Below are 19,516 nucleotides of genomic sequence, written 5' to 3' on the forward strand. Positions count from 1 at the left end.
TCACTCCTTGTGGGACAGCGCACGGACGGTACGGGACGGGCTCGGGCGGCCCAGTTGTTCGGCCATCCACACGCTCGTGGCGGTGAGTGCGCCGAGATCGACCCCGGTGTGGACACCGAGGCCGTCGAGCATCCACACGAGGTCCTCGGTGGCGAGGTTTCCGGTCGCGCTCTTCGCGTAGGGGCAGCCGCCGAGGCCGCCCGCGGAGGCGTCCACCGTCGTCACCCCGTGCTGGAGCGCGGCCAGGGTGTTGGAGAGCGCCTGGCCGTACGTGTCGTGGAAGTGCACCCCGATGGTGTCGGTGTGCACGCCCGCCTCGTTCAGCTCGGAGAGCAGCTCCTGCACATGGCCGGGGGTGGCCACGCCGATCGTGTCTCCGAGGGACAGCTCGTCGCAGCCGAGGTCCATCAGAGCCTTCGCGACCCGGACGACCTGGGCGACGGGCACGGCGCCCTCCCACGGGTCGCCGAAGCACATCGACAGATAGCCGCGCACATGGACGTCGGCGTCCTTCGCCCGTGCCACCACCGGCTCGAACATGGCGAGCGACTCGTCCACCGTGCGGTTGAGGTTGCGCGCGGCGAACGTCTCGGTCGCCGATCCGAACACGGCGATCCGGTCGGCACCGAGCGCGAGCGCCCGGTCCAGGCCGCGCTCGTTCGGCACGAGGACGGGCAGGGCCACGTCCCCGACGTCCGCGATGTCCCCGACCAGCGGGAAGAGCCGCTCGGCGTCCGCGAGCTGGGGCACCCACTTCGGGTGTACGAAGCTGGTCGCCTCGATCGTGGAGAGCCCGGCCTCCGCGAGCCTGCGGATGAACTCCGCCTTCACCTCGGTCGGTACGACGGTCTTCTCGTTCTGCAGGCCGTCGCGCGCGCCGACCTCATGGATGCGGACCCGGGCGGGCAGTCCCGGCGCGGGCACCGTCATGGGCAGTCCGGTCTCGGTCACGCTTCCTCCCTCGGGGCCACCACGGCCAGGATCTGGTCCATGGCGACCGTGGCACCGGCGGTGACGTCCAGCTCGGTGACGGTGCCCGCGTGCGGGGCGGAGATGACGTGCTCCATCTTCATCGCCTCGACCACCAGCAGGCTCTGCCCGGCCACGACCTCGTCCCCGACGGCCACCTTCACCACCGTGACGGTGCCGGGCATGGGCGCGGCGAGCGTGTCCGCGCCCGACCGGGAGGCGCCGCTGAGCGAGGCCTGAACCGGGTCGTGGTCCTGGACGTGCCAGGTGTCCCCGTCACGGCCGAGCCAGATCCCGTCGGGGGAGAGCGCCCGGCTGAACGTGTGCGTCACACCGTCGAGTTCGACGACGACGCGCGGCCCGGAGACCTCGACGAGCCGGGCCCGCTCGGCACCGGGCAGCGAGGGCAGCGGCCCGCACGCGTCGGCGGGCTCCTCACGGTCCCCGGCGTGGCCGAACGTCAGCGCGGCCGTGCCGTCGACGGCCGTGCGCAGGCCCACGCGCACCGGGTCGCGGCCCGGGACACGGAAGTGGTGGAAGGTTTCGGCAGGGGTGCCGCCGAGCCGCCAGCCGCTGGGCACGGAGAACGGATCGACCCAGCCGGCGGCGGACGGCCGGGGCGGCGGCTGCCGCAGCAGGGCCGCCGCCGCGTACACCTCCTCCGGGACGCCGTCCGGCACCAGGCCGTCCGCCTCCCGCTCCACGAGCCCGGTGTCCAGCTCGCCCGCGGCCACCGCAGGATGGGCCAGCAGCCTGCGCAGGAAGCCCGCGTTCGTCGGGACGCCGAGCACCACCGTGTCCGCGAGCGCCGCGCGCAGCCTGCGCAGCGCCGTGGCCCGGTCCGGGCCGTACGCGATGACCTTCGAGAGCATCGGGTCGTACGTGCTGCCGACGGGCACGCCCTCGCTGAGGCCCGAGTCCGTCCGGACCCCGCCGCCCTGCGGCTCGTGGAGCGCCAGCACGGTGCCGCCGGACGGCAGGAAGCCGCGTGCCGGGTCCTCCGCGCAGACCCGCGCCTCGACGGCGTGTCCGGTGAGGGCGATGCCGGCCTGTGCGCACGGCAGCCGGTCGCCGGAGGCCACCCGGAGCTGCCACTCCACCAGGTCGAGCCCGGTGACCAGCTCGGTGACGGGGTGCTCCACCTGGAGACGGGTGTTCATCTCCATGAAGTAGTACGAGGAGGGGTCGTTGCCCGGGACGATGAACTCGACCGTCCCGGCGCCGACATACCCGCAGGACCGGGCGGCCTGCACGGCCGCCTCGCCCATCGAGGCCCGGGTCTCCTCGTCGAGCAGGACCGAGGGCGCCTCCTCGATGATCTTCTGGTGGCGGCGCTGGAGCGAGCACTCGCGCTCGCCGAGGTGCACGACGCCGCCGTGCCCGTCGGCCAGGACCTGGATCTCGATGTGGCGCGGCCGGTCGATCCACCGCTCCACGAGGAGCGTGTCGTCGCCGAAGGAGGCACGCGCCTCGCGCCGGGCCGCCGCGATCTCGTCGGCCAGCAGCGTCTCCTCCCGCACCAGCCGCATGCCCTTGCCGCCGCCGCCCGCCGAGGGCTTCAGCAGGACGGGCATCCCGATCTCCCGGGCCGCCGCCTCCAGTTGTCCGTCGGTGAGGCCGCTCCCCAAGGAGCCGGGCACCACGGGCACCCCGGCCGCCGCGACGGTCTCCTTGGCGCGGATCTTGTCGCCCATCAGCGAGATCGCCGAGGCGGGCGGGCCGATGAAGACCAGCCCCGCGTCCGCGCATGCCTGCGCGAAGACCGCGTTCTCCGCGAGGAAGCCGTATCCCGGGTGGACGGCCTCGGCGCCCGTGCGGCGGGCGGCGTCGAGCAGCCGGTCCACCGAGAGATAGCTCTCGGCGGCGGGCGCGGGCCCGATCCGTACCGCCGTGTCGGCCTCCCGGACGTGCCGGGCGTCCGCGTCGGCGTCGCTGAAGACGGCGACCGACCGCACGCCGAGCTCGCGCAGGGTCCGGATGACCCGGACCGCGATCTCGCCACGGTTGGCGACCAGAACAGTGCTGAACATGGAAGTCCTCACATCACATCCGGAAGACGCCGAAACTGGGCTCGCCCAGCGGGGCGTTGGCACACGCGGTCAGGGCGAGCCCCAGCACCTGCCGGGTCTCCGTCGGGTCGATCACACCGTCGTCCCAGAGCCGGGCGGTGGCGTAGTAGGCGTTGCCCTGCTCCTCGTACTGCGCGCGGACCGGATCCTTGAAGGCCTCCTCGTCCTCGGCGGGCCACTCCTCGCCGCGCCCCTCGATCTGGTCCCGCTTCACGGTGGCCAGCACGGAGGCGGCCTGCTCGCCGCCCATGACGGAGATCTTGGCGTTGGGCCACATCCACAGGAAGCGCGGCCCGTACGCCCGGCCGCACATGGAGTAGTTCCCCGCGCCGTACGACCCGCCGACGACGACCGTCAGCTTCGGTACGCGTGTGCAGGCCACGGCCGTCACCATCTTGGCGCCGTGCTTGGCGATGCCCCCGGCCTCGTAGTCCCTGCCGACCATGAAGCCGGAGATGTTCTGGAGGAAGACCAGCGGGATGCCGCGCTGGTCGCACAGCTCGATGAAGTGGGCGCCCTTCTGGGCGGACTCCGAGAACAGGATGCCGTTGTTCGCGACGATGCCGACGGGGTGGCCGTGGATCCGCGCGAAGCCGGTGATCAGCGTCTGGCCGTACTCCGCCTTGAACTCCTGGAAGCGCGAGCCGTCCACCACCCGGGCGATGACCTCCCGCACGTCGTAGGGCGTACGCGAGTCGACGGGGACCGCGCCGTACAGCCCGGCGGGGTCCGCCTTCGGCTCCTCGGCGGGCTCCACCGACCAGGGGAGCGGTGCCCGGTCCGGGAGTGTCGCGACGATGTTCCGCACGATCCGCAGCGCGTGGGCGTCGTCCTCGGCGAGATGGTCGGTGACCCCGGACGTACGCGCGTGCACCTCGCCGCCGCCGAGCTCCTCCGCCGTCACGACCTCACCGGTGGCCGCCTTCACGAGCGGCGGGCCGCCCAGGAAGATCGTGCCCTGGTTCCGCACGATGACCGCTTCGTCGCTCATCGCCGGGACGTACGCCCCGCCCGCCGTGCACGAGCCCAGCACCGCCGCGATCTGCGGGATGCCGGCGCCCGACATCCGGGCCTGGTTGTAGAAGATCCGCCCGAAGTGCTCCCGGTCGGGGAAGACCTCGTCCTGCATCGGGAGGAAGGCACCCCCCGAGTCCACGAGATACAGGCACGGCAGCCTGTTCTCCAGGGCCACCTCCTGGGCGCGGAGGTGCTTCTTCACCGTCATCGGGTAGTACGTGCCGCCCTTGACCGTCGCGTCGTTGGCGACGATCACGCACTCCCGGCCGCTGACCCGTCCGATCCCGGCGATCACCCCGGCCGCCGGTGCCGCGCCCCCGTACAGCCCCTCGGCCGCGAGCGGAGCCAGCTCCAGGAAGGGCGAGCCCGGGTCGAGCAGGGTGTCCACCCGCTCCCGGGGCAGCAGCTTGCCGCGTGCCACATGCCGGGCGCGGGCCTTCTCACCCCCGCCGAGCCGTGCCGTGGCGAGCCGCGTGCGCAGCTCGTCGGCGAGCGCGTGATGCGCCGCCTCATTGGCCTGCCAGGCCTCCGAGGCGGGATCGGCCGCGCTCACCAGGACCGGTGCCTGCTGCATCCTGTCGAGCCCCCTTGCCCGTACCGCAGTAGTCGGATGAGAGTTAATGAGCGTTAACGCATTGCGTTCAGGTTAACGAGCGCTAACCCCCCTGTCTAGAATGAATCCTCATGAGCACCCATGCCGCCGCCCGTGTCGCGGCTCCCACCCGCCGCGAGCAGATCCTGAGAGAGGCCGCCCGCCTCTTCGCCGAGCGCGGCTTCCACGGTGTCGGGGTCGACGAGATAGGGGCGGCGGTCGGCATCAGCGGCCCCGGCCTCTACCGCCACTTCCCCGGCAAGGACGCCATGCTCGCCGAGCTGCTCGTCGGCATCAGTGAGCGTCTGCTGGCCGGCGGCAGGCTGCGCGTCACCGAGGGCGGCGACTCCCGCGGCGGTTCCCCCGAGGAGCTCCTCGACGCCCTCATCGAGGGCCACATCGACTTCGCCCTGGACGACCGGCCGCTGATCACCCTCCACGACCGCGAGCTGGACCGGCTGCGCGACACCGACCGCAAGCGGGTGCGCCAGCTCCAGCGGCAGTACGTCGAGGTCTGGGTCGAGGCCGTGCGCGCGCTCTACCCCGCCCTCGCGGAGAACGAGGCCCGGGTCACCGTCCACGCGGTGTTCGGCCTGCTGAACTCCACCCCCCACCTGACCCGCCCCGAAGCCCTCCCCGACCGCACGGCCACGGCGGCGCTGCTGCACCGGCTGGCGCGGGGGGCGTTCGCGGCGGCGGCGTCCTGACGCCCGTCGGGGCGAACGGCGGGATCAGGCGTCGCCGGCCCCGCCGTCCCGGATCTCCTCCAGTGAATCCCGCATGACCTCCCGCGCACGGGTGAACCAGTCCGCGAGCACGGCCATCTCCTGCGGCCCGTAGTCGGCCGCCAGGGTGCACAGGCGCGCGTAGAACGGGCCGTAGACGGCGAGGACCCGCTCCCGGGCCTCCTCGTCCATCACCACGCGCACCCGCCTCCGGTCCCCGGGATCGGGCGCGCGGCGGACGTAACCCGCCTTCTCCAGGCGGTTGAGCACCCCCGTCACCGCCCCTGTGGTCAGTCGTGCCTGCTCGGCCAGGTCGCCGGCGGCCAGGGTCTTCCCGGCGAGCGACGCCTCCATGAGGAATCCCACGCAGGTCAGGTCGGTGGTGTTCAGGCCGAGCCGCTCTGCGATGTCGTGCTGCCCGGTCTGCGCGAGCGCGATCAGCCGGTCCATCGCCCGGAGCATCTCGTCGTAGGCCACCTCGGGGCGCTCCTTGCCGTCCACCGAAATTCCCCTTAGTGTCTAAGTAGCTTAGCTCGTGAGTTAACTGCGGCCGTGTGTGGTTCCGGTCGCTGAACTATCACACCCCGAGGGAGCCGAAGTGAGCGCACATGGTGACGCCGATCTGGGACACACGCTCGCCGGCTGGACCGGTACCGCCCTCGGCGCCCTCGGGAGCGCGGTGCTGGGAGCAGGTCTGGTCATCGGCTCCGCCGCGGTGCTCCTGGCCGGCGCGGTCGTCGTCGCCGTGGCCGTACTGACCTGCTGGGTGCTGCACCTGGCGGGCTGGGGCAAGGGCTCCGGGCCGCGTCCTGCGGCCGAGCGGCACTGGCGGACCCGCGACTCCGCCGCGCGGCAGGGCCACCCAGGATGCCTCGGCTGCCGGATGGCCGGCCGGGGTGTCGGGGACGGCAGGTCCGCCCCGCACCGGGCCCCGGTCCAGGCGGTGGGCCATGCGGCCCCGGTGGTCCGGGGCGCGGGGGGTCCCCGGGCCGCCCGCTGATCCCGCCGTACGAGACATCGGGCACACAGCGCGGCCCCGACGGCACAATGGGTGCATGCCGATACCCAGCCGCGCCGCCCTCGTCGAGCACCTCGTCCGTACGCGTATCGCGGGCGACGTCGCCACGCCCCGCGACAACAACCTCTCCCACTACCGCCAGCTCGCCAACGGCAACCGCCACTTCTGGCTGGGGCTGGAGCTCGGTGACCGGTGGACCGACGAACAGGACGTCCTGGCCGTGATGGCCGAGAGATGCGGGGTCAGCGACGACCCGGAGCACCGGCAGGGCCAGGACACCATCGACCCCGAGCTGACGGTCGACGCCCTGGACCGGATGGCGGCCCGGCTCCGCAAGGCCGCCGCGGACGGCGAACGGGTGCTGTTCGCGACCGGGCACCCGGGCGGGCTGCTCGACGTGCACCGGCAGACGGCGAACGCCCTGCGGGCCGCGGGATGCGAGATCGTACGGATCCCCGGCGGCCTGATGGCGGACGAGGGCATGGTCTTCCAGTTCGCCGACGTCGCCGTCCTGGAGCGCGGGGCGACCCTCTGGCACACGCACTCCCCGGTCCCGATGGCCGCCATCCTGGACGGCCTGGAGCGCGAGGGCCGGCCGCAGCCCGACCTGGTCGTCGCCGACCACGGCTGGGCCGGGTGCGCCGGGCAGCGCGGGATCGACTCCATCGGCTACGCGGACTGCAACGACCCCGCGCTCTTCCTCGGCGAGGCGGAGGGCACCCTCCAGGTCACCGTGCCGCTCGACGACCACGTGACCGACCCGCGCCACTACGACCCGATGACCGACTATCTGCTCGACGCGGCCGGGCTGCTGCCGTCCGCGGAGCGGGCGTGACACGCGGGACCCGGCCGGGCCCGTGAGCGGCCCCGGTGAGGTTCCGCCAGGTCCGGCGGGGCTCCGCCGCGGTCGTCACCCCCGCCGTTCACGGCGAGGAGCGGGGTGGTTCGCGTCGCGCCAGGCCCGGGGCGAGATGCCGTAGGCCTGTTTGAACACCTTGCTGAAATGGGTCGCGTCCACGAAGCCCCAGCTCCGTCCGACCGCGGCTATGGTCCGGGCCCGCCCTTCGGGACCGGCCAGCTCCCGCTTGCACTCCGCGAGACGGTGCGAGCGGATCCAGTCTCCGAGGGCGATACCCGACCGGGCCAGCACCGTGTAGAGGTGACGTACCGAGATGTCGTGCGCGGCGGCGATCCGAGCGGCGGACAGGTCCCTCTCCGCCAGGTGCGCGCGCATGTACCGCGTGATCCGCAGGCTCAGCGTGGCCTCCAGAGGCGCCCTGGCCAGGTCCTGGCTTCCGAGCTGGGACGCCACGACGGCACGGACGAGCTCGATGCTGGGCTCCGCGACCGCCTCCGCGTACGGACCGCTGTGCAGCTCTTCGCTGACGACCAGCTGGGAGAAGTACGTGGAGGCGAGACCCGCCAGCGGATTGCCGGGGCCGAGGGCGACCGCGGTGATGTCCCGGAGCGCTCGCTCGGGCAGCGCGAGCGCCGCGCGGGGAAACCGGAGGAAGTGATGGTCCACTCCCTCACCGAAGAGGAGGGTGTAGGGGGTGACCGTGTCGTAGAGGGCGAAGTCTCCGGGCCTCAGCAGAGCCTGGCGGCCGTTCTGTGCCACGAGGCTGGTGCCCGTCACCTGCAGGCCCAGGAAGACGGCCGGCTCCTCGTCCTCCCGTGCCAGGCGCGGGGTCCGCCGTATGGTCATCGAGGTCGCGCGCGCCGAGCAGATCCCCAGGGGTCCCGCGGTGTCCAGCCCGATGTGAGCCGTGAGCTCCTCGGGCGGCAGGTGATGATCGATGTCGATCCGCACGAGCGATTCCCACACCGCGTGCCGGATCATCTCTTCACGGTCCCGCGCCGGTATGTCCGTGGTGTCCAGGACAGAGCTCATCGGAAGGGCTTTCGCCTGCGCGGGCCGCGAGGGCCGTGAGGTCCGAACGGTCCGTCAGGAGAAGTCCTGGCCCGGTCCTTCACGATCCCCCCTGGACATGCGCGATCCGGCCAACAGGATGGCAGGGTTCCGCCACCCCGCGCAACGCCGTCGAGGGAGCTCCGGTGCCGGTGAGCCGCCCTCGGCCGGGGACGCGCCGACGCTGCCCGGGGAGCGATCGCCGCGATACGCGCGCTCCTGACAAAGATTCGTGCACGACCGACACAGTGGCGCACCCCCCTCCGCCCTATGGTCTGTCCAGCAGGCCGCGGCCGGACCGGAGACGGTACGGCCCGCGGCGGTCGTGGCCGACCTCGCCGGGGGCGGGGTGCGGCCCACGATGCGGCTCCGCTCCACCGGTCACGGGGGTGTGGAGCGCAGCCGCGTCGCGCGCCTCCTGTGCATGTGCGGTGGTCAGTCCTGTCGCGGGCGCAGGCGTACGGGAAGGGACCGGTGGCCGTTGCTGATCAGTGACGCCACCGGCCCCATGTCCCCCTCCTCGGGCGCGAGTCCGGCGTCCGGGAAGCGGTCGAAGAAGGCGCTGAGCGCGACCTCCCCCTCCATCCTGGCCAGCGCGGCGCCCAGGCAGAAGTGGATGCCGTGGCCGAAGGCGAGGTGCTCCTTGGTGATCCTGGTGACGTCGAAGGCGTGCGGGTCCCGGTGCCAGCCGGGATGACGGTTGGCGGCGGCGTAGGAGGCGAGGATCGCCTCGCCCTTGGCGATGGTCCGCCCGTCGGGGAGCGGGATGTCGGCGACGGCGTAGCGCAGGGGCAGGTGTTTGACCGGCGGGGAGTGCCGCAGGGTCTCCTCCACGACGTCGGACCACGACGCGCGGCCCTCACGGACGTGGCCGAGCTGGTCGGGGTGGGCCAGCAGGGTCGTGACGGCCTGGTCGATCAGGTTGACGGTGGTCTCGTAGCCGGCGTTGATCATCAGGAGGATCGTGTCGCGCAGCTCCTCCTCGGACAGCCCCTGCCCGTCGACGCCCTCCTCGCCCAGGGCGATCAGTACGGACGCCATGTCCTCGCCCGGCTCGGCCCGCTTGGCGGCGATGAGGGCGTCGAGCATGGCGTACAGCCGGGCGGTGTTGGCCGCGGCCTCCTCGGGGGTCAGCGTGGTGGAGAAGACGTCGTTGACGAGGGTGCGGAAGTCGCCCGCGCGGTCGTCGGGGACACCGAGGAGCCGTCCGATCACCGCTATGGGCAGCGGATAGGCGAACAGGTCCCTCAGGTCGGCCACCTCGCCCGGGGGAGTGGTGTCCAGAGCGTCCAGGAGACCATCCACGAGACCCTCGACGGTGGGCCTCAGCGCGGCGATGCGCCGGGCGCTGAACGCCGGGGCGACGATGCGGCGCAGGCGGCGGTGGTCGCCTCCGTAGGCGGTGAACATGTTCGTCGCGGCGACCCACAGGGCCAGCGGCCACGTCTGGACGGCCTCCTCGAAGCCGGGCCAGTGCCGGCGCGCGTCCTTGGACACGTCCGGGCTGGTCAGCAGCTCCTTCAGCAGGGCAGGGTCGGTCACGGACCAGGCCTCGACACCGAGGATGTCGATACGCGTCGCGGGACCCTGGGCCCGTAAGAGCTCGTGTTCGGCGTCCGCGTCGCGGGCGGCGGGGTCGAGGACGATGGGGGCGGGGTGCAGAGGCACGGCGAGTGCTCCTCGGTCGGGGGAGTGGTCGCCACGGTTCTACCCCTGGCGGGCGGCGCGGACCCCGCATCCCGCAGCACTCCCGCATTCCGGCGCGCGCCCGGCGCACGAATGATCGATCGGGCTTGTTTCAGCCGCCCCCGGCGCGCGCGGCCGGGCGCTGCGCGCGCCCCGGTGTCGGGTCGAGGTACACCCGCTGGATGGACGCGTAGCGCTCACGGAGCTGCTGCTCCGCCTCCTCGCAGGCCCACTCGATCTGCGCGGCGGTCGACGCGTCCCGGAAGTCGATCTTCGCCGCGATCAGCAGCTCCGACGGCCCCTGGATCAGCGTGGTCAGCTCCACCACCTCGACGATGTGCGGCACGGACATCAGCTCCTCCCGCACCCCGGCGCGCATCTCCGGGGGGAGCGGGCGGCCGATCAGCAGCTGGGCGTTGGCCCGGCAGAGCACCCAGGCCACGTACACCAGCAGTACGCCGATGAGGATCGAGGCGATGCCGTCCCAGACCCCCGATCCGGAGAGCTGCCCGCCGAGCAGGCCGCCGGCCGCGAGCAGCAGACCGGCCAGGGCCGCCGAGTCCTCCATCACCACCGCCTTGACCGCGGTGTCGGGGGTCCGGCGGAGGTAACGCGGCGCGGGCATCCGCAGCCGGGCGGCCTCACCACGCACCTGGCGGACGCCCGTGCGCAGCGAGAAGCCCTCCAGCAGGAACGCGACCGCGAGCACGATGTACGAGACGAGCGGATCGCCGAGCTCCTCACCCCGCAGCAGGGTGTGGATGCCGTCGTACAGGGAGAACACCGCGCCGCCGACGAACGTCGCCACGGCGGCGAGCATCGCCCAGATGTAGCGCTCGGGGCCGTAGCCCAGCGGGTGGTCCTCGTCGGCGGGCCTCTCGCTGCGCTTCAGCGCGGTGAGCAGCATGACCTCGGTGACGGTGTCGGCGACCGAGTGCGCCGCCTCCGAGAGCATCGCGCTCGAACCGCTGATCAGCCCTGCCACCAGCTTCGCCACGGCGATGCCGAGATTGGCCATCGCCGCGACGACGACGGTGAACGTGGACTCGCTGCCGCCGGTCTGCTCGTCACTCATGGTGGGCAGTATGTCCGAATCGGTGATCTCAGTCCCTCGGGACGCGGACACCTCAGTCCCTCGGGACGCGGACACCTCGGTCCCCCGGGACGCGGACCTCGGTCCCTGGGGACGTGGATCTCAGTCCCTCGGGACGCGGACCAGGCCCTCCTGGATGACCGTGATGGCCAGCTTGCCGTCGGCCGTCCAGATCCTGGCCTGGCCGAGGCCCCGCCCGCCGGACGCCGAGGGCGACTCCTGGTCGTACAGCAGCCATTCGTCGGCGCGGAAGGGGCGGTGGAACCACATCGCGTGGTCCAGGCTGGCGCCCACCACGTCACCGACCGACCAGCCGCCGCGCCCGTGGGCGAGCAGCACCGAGTCCAGCAGCGTCATGTCGGAGACGTACGTCGCCAGGCAGACGTGCAGCAGCGGATCGTCGGCCAGCTTGCCGTGCGTCCGGAACCAGACCTGGGAGCGCGGCTCGCGCGGCTCACCGGCGGTGGCGAAGGGCGGGGCGTCCACATAGCGCAGATCGACGGCGGCGCGGGCCTCCAGCAGCCGGTCGATCATGCTCGGGTCCGTGAAGCGGTCCGCGTACCGGGGCAGCATCTGCCCGGCCGTCGGCAGGGACTCCGGGTCCGGGGCGGAGGGCATGACGGCCTGGTGGTCCATGCCTTCCTCGTGCACCTGGAAGGACGCCGAGAGATGGAAGATCGGCTTGCCGTGCTGCACGGCGACGACCCGGCGGGTGGTGAACGACCGTCCGTCGCGGATCCGGTCCACGCTGTAGACGATCGGCGCGCCCGGGTCCCCGGGGCGCAGGAAGTACGCGTGCAGGGAGTGGGCGCCACGGTCGTCGGGGACCGTGCGCCCGGCGGCGACCAGGGCCTGGGCCGCGACCTGGCCGCCGAAGACGCGGGGCACGACCGCCGAACGGCTCATGCCCCGGAAGATGTCCTGCTCGATCTGCTCCAGGTCGAGCAGATCGAGCAGGGATTCAAGTGCTGCGCTCATGGAGGAGAAACGTAGCCGCTCTCAGAGACCCATGGACTTGGCGATGATCGACTTCATGACCTCGCTGGTGCCGCCGTAGATGCGGTTGACCCGGTTGTCCGTGTAGAGACGGGCGATCGGGTACTCGTTCATGAAGCCATAGCCGCCGTGCAGCTGGAGGCAGCGGTCGATCACACGGTGTGCGACCTCGGTGCAGAACAGCTTCGCGGACGCGGCCTCGGCGGGGGTGAGCTCGCCGGCGTCCAGGGCCTCGATCGCGCGGTCGCAGACGGCCTCGGCGGCGTCGACCTCGGCCTTGCAGGCGGCCAGCTCGAACTTGGTGTTCTGGAAGGACGCGACGGTCTTGCCGAAGACGGTGCGGTCCTGCGTGTACTGCTGGGCGAACCGCACGGCGGCCTTCGCCTGCGCGTACGCGCCGACGGCGATGCCCAGGCGCTCCTGCGGGAGGTTCTGGCCGAGGTAGGAGAAGCCCTTGTTCTCCTCGCCCAGCAGGTCCTCGACGGGCACCTTGACGTCGACGAAGGCCAGCTCGGCGGTGTCGGAGACCTTCAGGCCCAGCTTGTCGAGCTTGCGGCCGACCGAGTAGCCCTCGGACTTGGTGTCGACGACGAGGAGCGAGATGCCGTGGCGGCGGTCGTCGGCCTTGGGGGCCTCCGTGCGGGCACAGACGATGACCTTGTCGGCGTGCACACCACCGGTGATGAAGGTCTTGGCGCCGTTGAGGACGTAGTGCGTGCCGTCCTCGGAGAGCTTGGCGGTGGTCTTCATGCCGGCCAGGTCCGAACCGGTGCCCGGCTCGGTCATGGCTATCGCGTACATGGACTTGCCGGAGACGAAGTCCGGGAGCCAGCGCTTCTTCTGCTCCTCGGTGGCGTACGCCTTGAGGTACGGCAGGCAGAGCAGGACGTGCACGCCGGAGCCGCCGAAGGAGATGCCCGCGCGGGCGGTCTCCTCGTAGAGGACGGCCTCGAACTTGAAGGACTCCTCGCCCGCGCCGCCGTACTCCTCCGGCACCTCGATGCCGAAGATGCCCAGCTCGGCGAGCTTGTAGTAGAAGTCGCGAGGCGCCTGGCCCGCGGCGAACCACTCGTCGTAGACGGGAACGACCTCGGCCTCGATGAAGGCGCGGATGGTCTCCCTGAACGCCTCGTGGTCCTCGTTGTAAACCGTACGGCGCACGGGGTGCCTCCTGGTGTCAGCTTCAGCGTCGGTCGAGGTGGCTAAGCGCTTGCTCAGTCCTGGTCAAAAGTTACCCGGCGGTCACGGCAGCTGTCCAGGGTGATGCTGAGCACGCGCGGCCCCACGGTGCGATGCCGGGCCCGCCGGTGGCGGAGCGTGGCCGGACGGAGCGTTGTGTATGCCTCGATGGCGAGGGAGGGCGGGCAGGCGCACAGTGAAATGAGGGCCGGTGAGGACATGAGCAGCCTCGCCGCATCAACTCTCTGTGAGGCAGTCATGGCTGAATTCGAGACCTCGGGCGGCGGTTCGGGGGAGAAGACGCGTGGCAGGACGACCATCGCCGACGGAGTGGTGGCCACCATCGCCGGAATCGCCATCCGTGAGACCGAGGGCGTGCACTCGGTGGGCCGGGGGGCGTCCAAGGCGATAGGCGCGGTGGCGGGCCGCGTGGGCGGTTCCTCCGGCGGAGGACGCGGCGTGAAGGTGGAGGTGGGGGAGAAGCAGACCGCGGTGGACGTCGACATCGAGGTCGAGTACGGCATCCCGATCCATGAACTCGCCGACAAGGTCAGGACCCATGTGACCGACGCGGTGGAGACGATGACGGGCCTGGAGGTCGTGGAGATCAACATCAACGTCTTCGACGTCCACATCCCGGGTGACGACGAGGACGAGGAGGACAGCGGCCGGTCCTCCGCGCGCGTGCAGTGACCGTCCCCGTGCCCGCCGCCTGAGCACCCCCACTGTCAGTGGCGTGGTGCACCATCGGTCCTGTGGATCACCGGAGGAACGGGGTGGTCCCACGGGCCGACGGCAGGGCGGGGACAGGGCATGGCGATCAGCGAACCGGGCATGGCGGAGTACGCGTTTCTGGGCGGGCTCTACCGGGACCCCTATTTCCCGGACCGTGTCGTCGACCGGGGCAGGGCCGTCCTGGTCCGGCTCTGCGAACGCATCGAGGCGGAACGCCCGGCGGATCTGGCCGGTCTCTACGCGCTGACGCACGCGGCGACCGAGGAGTTCAACGCTCTGGAAGCCGAGTTCGAGGCCGCGGGGAGCGAGATCGAGACGGTCGCCCGCGAGGAGATAGCCGAGGACTTCTGGGCGATCGCCATGGCCTACGGCTTCGCCGGGGCGGACGTGGAGGAGCTGATCGCGCCCCGGGAGTGGTGAGCACGCCCGTGACCTCGGGCGGGTCACCGCCGCGACCGGCCGGCGTGCTGTGTCACCGTGGCGCACCTGCCTCACGTGGTGGCGCGTGTGGCGAGTCACCGGGCGGGTGACCTGCCGGATCGCCCGGACGGAGCCGGGGTGAACGCCTCACGGCTCCGAGTACCGGTCCCGAGGGCTGAGCGGGCGACCGCTCTCAGGCGTCGAGCACCGCCGCGACTGCTTCGATCTCCACGAGCTGGTCGTGGTATCCGAGGACCGTGACGCCCAGCAGTGTGCTCGGGGCGTCGTGATCGCCGAAGCCCTCCCGGACCACGCCCCAGGCGGTCACCAGGTCCTCCTGCCGCGAGGACGCGACGAGCACCCGCGTACTGATGACGTCCTCCAGCGACGCGCCCGCGTCGGCGAGGGCCGTGCGCATGTTCTCGAACGCCTTCGCCGCCTGGCCCGCGTAGTCGCCCACCGCCGCTGTCGAACCGTCCTCGTTCAACGGACACGAACCGGCGAGGAAGATCAGCCGGGCGGCGGCTGGGGCGGTGGCGGCGTAGGCGTACTCGGCCACGTCGGAGAGGGTGGTGGAGCGGATGAGCGTGACGGCGCTGGGCATGGCATCCAAGTCCTGGCGTATGGGCGGAGCTTCGTATGTGTAGCAGACTCCCGCCGGGGCGTCCTCCCTGTTTTCTCCGAGCACCGCGAACGCCCATGCGCTTCGGGGACGGAGAGCTCGCGCGGGGAGCTGCCGGTGCGTCGCCTAACTTGGCCCCATGAGTTCTTCCTTGAGTGTCTATCTGCTCGATGTGGCCGCCACGCACGCCCTGATCGGCTGTCGCGATGACGACTTCCTGACAGCGGTACGTGGCGGATTCGAGGATGACCTGGTTCGCGACGACGACTACCACCGCCACGAGATAGAGAGGGGCGCCCCCACGGCGGACGAGGCCCTGCGCGCGGTCGTTTTCGGCGGTCCCTTCAGCGAGGACCGGAACCACGCCTTCCAATACGGCTACGCCTACCGGCGGCTGTGCGAGCTCAACGGTTCGTTCCTGCCCAACGACTGCTTCACTCCGCACAGGGGCGACTGGCTGTCGGTCGTCGATGAGGGCCTGCTGGCCATGGGGGTCACCGCTGTGTCCGTGGACGCGTTCAGCCACGGTGCCCCACCTGCTCCCCTGCCCTACGCCTTCACGCCGGGATGCGGGCAGTGGGGGCCCGACGCGATCGCCGGGGCGCTCCAGCAGTTCGAGGCCGCCCAGCGCGCGGTCGACGCGTCGGGGCACGCCCCGACCCTGGAGCCCGAGGTCGTGGAGGCCGTCATGCAGTGCCTCGACTGGATGCGACGCGCACAAGCGCGGCCGGGTTTCGGCCTCATCGGCTTCCGTTCCTGAGGCCGCGAAGGGCCGTACGGGCTGCCCCGCTCGCTCCGGCTCCGGACGGCCCGGGCCGTCCGTGGTGGGGCCGGCCGTGTGCTCCTCCGGTCGCCGGGCCGGTTCAGCCGTCCTTGCGGTTGAACCATCCGAGCGACTGGGCGACGGACGCGCCGATGACGAGGATGCCGAGAGGGACGACCGTGAACCAGGTGGCGTCCGCCTCCATGGCCGCGAGCAGGGATATGGCGCCGATGGCCAGCGCCAGGAGCACGAGCATGCCCAGAAGGACACGAATCTTGGAAACCAAGGGACGGCTCTCCAGTGATCAGGCAGGCTCCATCGGCTACACACGGTTCGCTGCGCGATGTACACCTGGCGACGGATGCCCAGCAGGGAGTCGGCAGACCCCCGGCGTGACACCACGGCTCCGTCAGGAAGCTCGTGGGGTGAGCTTCCCAACGCCGCCTTCCCGGGGCGTCGGTGGAACCACGTAATCGCCTACGTAGTTCACCGGTCGGCACGGTGTCCCGCTCGATCGCAGGAGAGGCGCGGGACGTCCGCCGCTGGTGACCGCTACCGACCTACGCACGGCTCCGCAGCGCGAACCACAGCTCCGTCCGTACGTCCATGTCGTCCAGGTCCATGTCCAGCAGCGCCGCGCACCGTGCGACGCGCTGGCGCACCGTGTTGCGGTGCACCTTGAGCGCCACCGCCGTGCGGTCCCAGCTGCCGTGGAGGCTCAGCCAGCAGCGCAGCGTCTCGGCCAGCGGCTCGGTGAGGGGGGCCAGCAGGGCTCGGGCGTGGGCCTCGGCGCGGTCCGGGGGGATGAGGGCGGCCAGGCCCTCGACGCCGGGGCGGTGCCTGGTCAGCGCGGTGCGGGTGGCCTCCGCGTGGCCCAGGGCGCGGGCCGCCTGGGTGTCGGCGTCGCGCAGAGCGGTGACCGGGGAGGGTTCCGAGACGCCGAGGGTCCAGCCGGGCTGCGGGGGCACCGTGCGGGGGCCGTGGAGCAGGACCCGCACGGTCTCCCGGTCCGTGTCGGACAGTGCGGAGCCCAGGGCCGCCGCCAGTGCCCCGGCGTTCAGCGGATCGGCCGGGGCGCCGTCGGTGCGGCGGGCGTGCACCACCGTCCAGGAGTCCCCGTCGCCCAGCAGCGGAGCCACCTCCCGGGGTGACGCGCCGAGCAGCAGGCGGACCAGCGCCGCCGAACGGCCGGCCGCGTCCGCGCCCTGGTGCGGAGCGGTGAGCAGGGAGAGCAGCACCACGGCGATCCCGGCGATCGTGTGGTCGCCCGCGTCGCGCCGGGGCGTCGCCAGGGCGAGCGCCAGTCCCTGCCCGCCGCCCAGGGCGTACGCGAAGAGGTGGACGCCGTCCCGGGACTCGGCGGCCGAGGACGGGCTCGGCGTGCGGCCGGGTGTCCCGGGCGCCGAGGTGGTGTGCGCCGGCGCCACCACCCGCGCGAGCCTGGCCAGGGCGGTCTGCACGTCCGGGGCGGTGCGCCCGCCCGCCGCGTGGAGCACCCCGCCGTCCGCGGTGAGGAGCGCGACCCGCCCCTCCAGTTGCACGGCCAGCTGCCGCAGCACCGCCGGCACCGGGTCCGGACGGGCGGCGGCCGTCGCCAGCGCCTGCTGCGCCCGGGTCACCCGGCGCAGCTCGCGGTGGCGGGCCTCCGCCATCAGCCGCCACACCGCCCGGGCGATCGTGGTGAACCGCGTCTCCGGCGGCACCTCCACCAGCGGCAGTCCGTGTCTCGCGCACGCCGCCACCAGGGCGTCCGGCACGGTGTCGTAGACCGGGGTCACCCCGAAACCCAGCGCCGAGGCCCCCGCCTCGACCAGCCGGGCCACATAGGTGTCCGCGTCGCTGAGCTGGACCCCGGCGGTCAGCAGCAGCTCCCCGCCCAGCAGATAGGGGTACGGGTCGGCCATCTCCGAGGTGTGGACCCAGAGGAGATCCGCCTGCTCCGGGCCGGCCAGCAGCCGCAGCCCGAGCTCCTCCCTGCCGAGGAGTTCGGTCAGGGCGATCGGCGGGGTGGGAGGCCCGGCGGGCGAGTCGGGCATGGACGATCCATCCATTCATGGGGGTGAGGATGGAGAAAACGTACACTTCAGCGTCGGCTTCCGGCCACCTACCGTCTTCATCACCACACCCGACCCCTGAGAACGAGACGGAGGAAAGCCCATGGCTGTCGACTACGCGGTGATCGTGGTCTATCTGGCCGGCATGCTCGCCATGGGCTGGTGGGGCATGCGCCGCGCCAAGTCCAAGAGCGAGTTCCTGGTCGCGGGACGGCGCCTCGGCCCCTGGATGTACTCGGGCACGATGGCCGCGATCGTCCTCGGCGGTGCCTCGACGATCGGCGGCGTGGGCCTCGGCTACCAGTACGGGCTCTCCGGCGCGTGGATGGTCTTCACGATCGGCCTCGGGCTGCTCGCCCTGTCCGTCTTCTTCTCCGCGCGCATCGCACGGCTGAAGGTCTACACCGTCTCCGAGATGCTCGACCTGCGCTACGGCGGCAGGGCCGGGGTCATCTCGGGTGTCGTCATGTGGGCGTACACCCTGATGCTCGCGGTCACCTCGACCATCGCGTACGCCACCATCTTCGACGTCCTCTTCGACGTGAACCGGACCGTCGCGATCATCCTCGGCGGCACCATCGTCGTCGCGTACTCGACGCTCGGCGGCATGTGGTCGATCACGATCACCGACATGGTGCAGTTCGTCGTCAAGACGATCGGCGTCCTGCTCCTCCTCCTGCCGATCGCGGTGATCAAGGCCGGCGGCTTCAGCGAGATGAAGGCGCAGCTGCCCACGGAGTACTTCGACCCGCTGGGCATCGGCGGCGAGACGATCTTCACGTACGTCCTGATCTACACCTTCGGCATGCTGATCGGCCAGGACATCTGGCAGCGCGTGTTCACCGCCCGCAGCGACAGCACGGCCCGCTGGGGCGGCACCGTCGCGGGCACCTACTGCCTGGTGTACGCGATAGCCGGTGCCGTCATCGGGACGGCCGCCAAGGTCATGTACCCGACGCTGCCGAGCGCCGACGCGGCGTTCGCGACGATCGTGAAGGACGAACTGCCGGTCGGTGTGCGCGGGCTGGTGCTGGCCGCCGCGCTCGCCGCGGTGATGTCCACGTCGTCCGGCGCCCTGATCGCCTGCGCCACCGTCGCCAACAACGACATCTGGTCGCGGCTGCGGGGCGTGGTCGCCAAGGAGGGCGGCGAGGAACGCGACGAGGTCAAGGGCAACCGGGCGTTCATCCTCATCATGGGCGTCGCCGTCATCGTGATCGCCATCGCGCTCAACGACGTCGTCGAGGCCCTGACCGTGGCCTACAACCTGCTCGTCGGCGGGCTGCTCGTGCCGATCCTCGGCGGCCTGCTCTGGCGCCGGGGCACGGCGGCGGGCGCGCTGTCCGCCGTGGTCGTCGGAGGCGTCGCGGTGATCGGGCTGATGACCACGTACGGCATCCTCGCGAACGAGCCGGTCTACTACGGGCTGCTCTCCTCGCTCGTCGTGTACGTCGTCGTCTCGCTGGCGACGAAGCCGACCGACGCCGCCGTCCTCGCCGCCTGGCGCGAGCGGCTGGCCGGGCGGGGCACCGAGGAGCCGGCGACGACCCCGGACCCGGCCACGGTCTGACCGCCAGGGGCCCCACACGGGCTCCCGGCACACGGCCAGGGGCCCCACGCGGGCCCCTGGCAGACTGCATACGGATGAACGCCCACAAGGCGTGCATGG

The 19,516-nt window shown here is 71.9% G+C and carries 19 protein-coding genes; 7 read left to right on the top strand and 12 right to left on the bottom strand.

Features of this window, described 5'->3' with window-relative positions:
- Genes AMK10_RS08730 through AMK10_RS08740 form a run of 3 tightly spaced genes read right to left on the bottom strand, consistent with a single transcriptional unit; the run spans nt 1 to nt 4,629 of the window.
- The gene (locus tag AMK10_RS08730; protein ID WP_107428414.1) at nt 1-930 is read right to left on the bottom strand and encodes a hydroxymethylglutaryl-CoA lyase; all 930 of its coding nucleotides are present in this window, start codon (nt 928-930) and stop codon (nt 1-3) included.
- Between the two features lie 17 nt (nt 931-947).
- On the bottom strand, nt 948-2,999 hold the full coding sequence (locus tag AMK10_RS08735; protein ID WP_073746690.1) for an ATP-binding protein: 2,052 nt from the start codon (nt 2,997-2,999) through the stop codon (nt 948-950).
- Nucleotides 3,000-3,012: 13 nt separating this feature from the next.
- Nucleotides 3,013-4,629 carry a carboxyl transferase domain-containing protein gene (locus AMK10_RS08740; RefSeq protein WP_073746692.1) on the bottom strand — a complete coding sequence of 539 codons (1,617 nt, stop codon included), beginning with the start codon at nt 4,627-4,629 and terminating at the stop codon, nt 3,013-3,015.
- Nucleotides 4,630-4,739: 110 nt separating this feature from the next.
- On the opposite strand from AMK10_RS08740, the gene AMK10_RS08745 reads away from it, so the two are divergent.
- On the top strand, nt 4,740-5,354 hold the full coding sequence (locus AMK10_RS08745) for an SACE_7040 family transcriptional regulator (RefSeq protein ID WP_073746694.1): 615 nt from the start codon (nt 4,740-4,742) through the stop codon (nt 5,352-5,354).
- 24 nt (nt 5,355-5,378) lie between these two features.
- On the opposite strand, the gene AMK10_RS08750 is transcribed toward AMK10_RS08745, so the two are convergent.
- Nucleotides 5,379-5,873 carry a MarR family winged helix-turn-helix transcriptional regulator gene (locus tag AMK10_RS08750; RefSeq protein WP_073746696.1) on the bottom strand — a complete coding sequence of 165 codons (495 nt, stop codon included), beginning with the start codon at nt 5,871-5,873 and terminating at the stop codon, nt 5,379-5,381.
- Nucleotides 5,874-5,970: 97 nt separating this feature from the next.
- Between AMK10_RS08750 and AMK10_RS08755 the strand changes: the two genes are divergently transcribed.
- Both AMK10_RS08755 and AMK10_RS08760 read left to right on the top strand, forming a co-directional pair.
- Nucleotides 5,971-6,372 (top strand): HGxxPAAW family protein, encoded by a 402-nt coding sequence (locus tag AMK10_RS08755; protein ID WP_073746698.1) that lies wholly within the window; start codon nt 5,971-5,973, stop codon nt 6,370-6,372.
- A gap of 55 nt (nt 6,373-6,427) precedes the next feature.
- Nucleotides 6,428-7,225 (top strand): phosphatase, encoded by a 798-nt coding sequence (locus AMK10_RS08760; RefSeq protein WP_073746700.1) that lies wholly within the window; start codon nt 6,428-6,430, stop codon nt 7,223-7,225.
- Between the two features lie 75 nt (nt 7,226-7,300).
- On the opposite strand, the gene AMK10_RS08765 is transcribed toward AMK10_RS08760, so the two are convergent.
- The 5 genes from AMK10_RS08765 to AMK10_RS08785 all read right to left on the bottom strand — a co-directional run bounded on the left by AMK10_RS08765 (nt 7,301) and on the right by AMK10_RS08785 (nt 13,235).
- Complete coding sequence (locus AMK10_RS08765) at nt 7,301-8,281, bottom strand: helix-turn-helix domain-containing protein (protein WP_073746702.1); 981 nt, start codon at nt 8,279-8,281, stop codon at nt 7,301-7,303.
- A gap of 453 nt (nt 8,282-8,734) precedes the next feature.
- Nucleotides 8,735-9,967, bottom strand: coding sequence for a cytochrome P450 family protein (locus AMK10_RS08770; protein WP_073746704.1), 1,233 nt, complete (start codon nt 9,965-9,967; stop codon nt 8,735-8,737).
- Between the two features lie 130 nt (nt 9,968-10,097).
- Nucleotides 10,098-11,060, bottom strand: a complete 963-nt coding sequence (locus AMK10_RS08775; RefSeq protein ID WP_073746706.1) for a cation diffusion facilitator family transporter — start codon at nt 11,058-11,060, stop codon at nt 10,098-10,100.
- Nucleotides 11,061-11,180: 120 nt separating this feature from the next.
- Nucleotides 11,181-12,056: an acyl-CoA thioesterase II gene (tesB, locus tag AMK10_RS08780; protein ID WP_073746709.1), complete on the bottom strand. Its 876-nt coding sequence runs from the start codon at nt 12,054-12,056 to the stop codon at nt 11,181-11,183.
- A 21-nt stretch (nt 12,057-12,077) separates the two neighbouring features.
- Nucleotides 12,078-13,235 (bottom strand): acyl-CoA dehydrogenase family protein, encoded by a 1,158-nt coding sequence (locus AMK10_RS08785; RefSeq protein ID WP_073746710.1) that lies wholly within the window; start codon nt 13,233-13,235, stop codon nt 12,078-12,080.
- A 276-nt stretch (nt 13,236-13,511) separates the two neighbouring features.
- Between AMK10_RS08785 and AMK10_RS08790 the strand changes: the two genes are divergently transcribed.
- Nucleotides 13,512-13,946: an Asp23/Gls24 family envelope stress response protein gene (locus tag AMK10_RS08790; RefSeq protein WP_073746712.1), complete on the top strand. Its 435-nt coding sequence runs from the start codon at nt 13,512-13,514 to the stop codon at nt 13,944-13,946.
- Between the two features lie 120 nt (nt 13,947-14,066).
- Nucleotides 14,067-14,408, top strand: a complete 342-nt coding sequence (locus AMK10_RS08795; protein WP_073746714.1) for a DUF5713 family protein — start codon at nt 14,067-14,069, stop codon at nt 14,406-14,408.
- A 193-nt stretch (nt 14,409-14,601) separates the two neighbouring features.
- Here the strand turns inward: AMK10_RS08795 and AMK10_RS08800 are convergent, their stop codons facing one another.
- Nucleotides 14,602-15,012 (bottom strand): RidA family protein, encoded by a 411-nt coding sequence (locus AMK10_RS08800; RefSeq protein ID WP_073746716.1) that lies wholly within the window; start codon nt 15,010-15,012, stop codon nt 14,602-14,604.
- 157 nt (nt 15,013-15,169) lie between these two features.
- On the opposite strand from AMK10_RS08800, the gene AMK10_RS08805 reads away from it, so the two are divergent.
- Nucleotides 15,170-15,790, top strand: a complete 621-nt coding sequence (locus tag AMK10_RS08805; protein WP_073746718.1) for a DUF7691 family protein — start codon at nt 15,170-15,172, stop codon at nt 15,788-15,790.
- A gap of 103 nt (nt 15,791-15,893) precedes the next feature.
- Here the strand turns inward: AMK10_RS08805 and AMK10_RS08810 are convergent, their stop codons facing one another.
- Complete coding sequence (locus AMK10_RS08810) at nt 15,894-16,079, bottom strand: hypothetical protein (protein ID WP_073746720.1); 186 nt, start codon at nt 16,077-16,079, stop codon at nt 15,894-15,896.
- A gap of 274 nt (nt 16,080-16,353) precedes the next feature.
- A complete protein-coding gene (locus tag AMK10_RS08815) occupies nt 16,354-17,829 on the bottom strand; it encodes a PucR family transcriptional regulator (RefSeq protein ID WP_073746722.1) in 1,476 nt (491 codons plus the stop codon).
- Nucleotides 17,830-17,950: 121 nt separating this feature from the next.
- Between AMK10_RS08815 and AMK10_RS08820 the strand changes: the two genes are divergently transcribed.
- A complete protein-coding gene (locus tag AMK10_RS08820; RefSeq protein ID WP_073746724.1) occupies nt 17,951-19,417 on the top strand; it encodes a sodium:solute symporter in 1,467 nt (488 codons plus the stop codon).
- Nucleotides 19,418-19,516: the final 99 nt, after the last annotated feature.

Origin of the sequence: Streptomyces sp. CB02058, from assembly GCF_001905505.1 — a bacterium.
GTDB lineage: Bacteria > Actinomycetota > Actinomycetes > Streptomycetales > Streptomycetaceae > Streptomyces.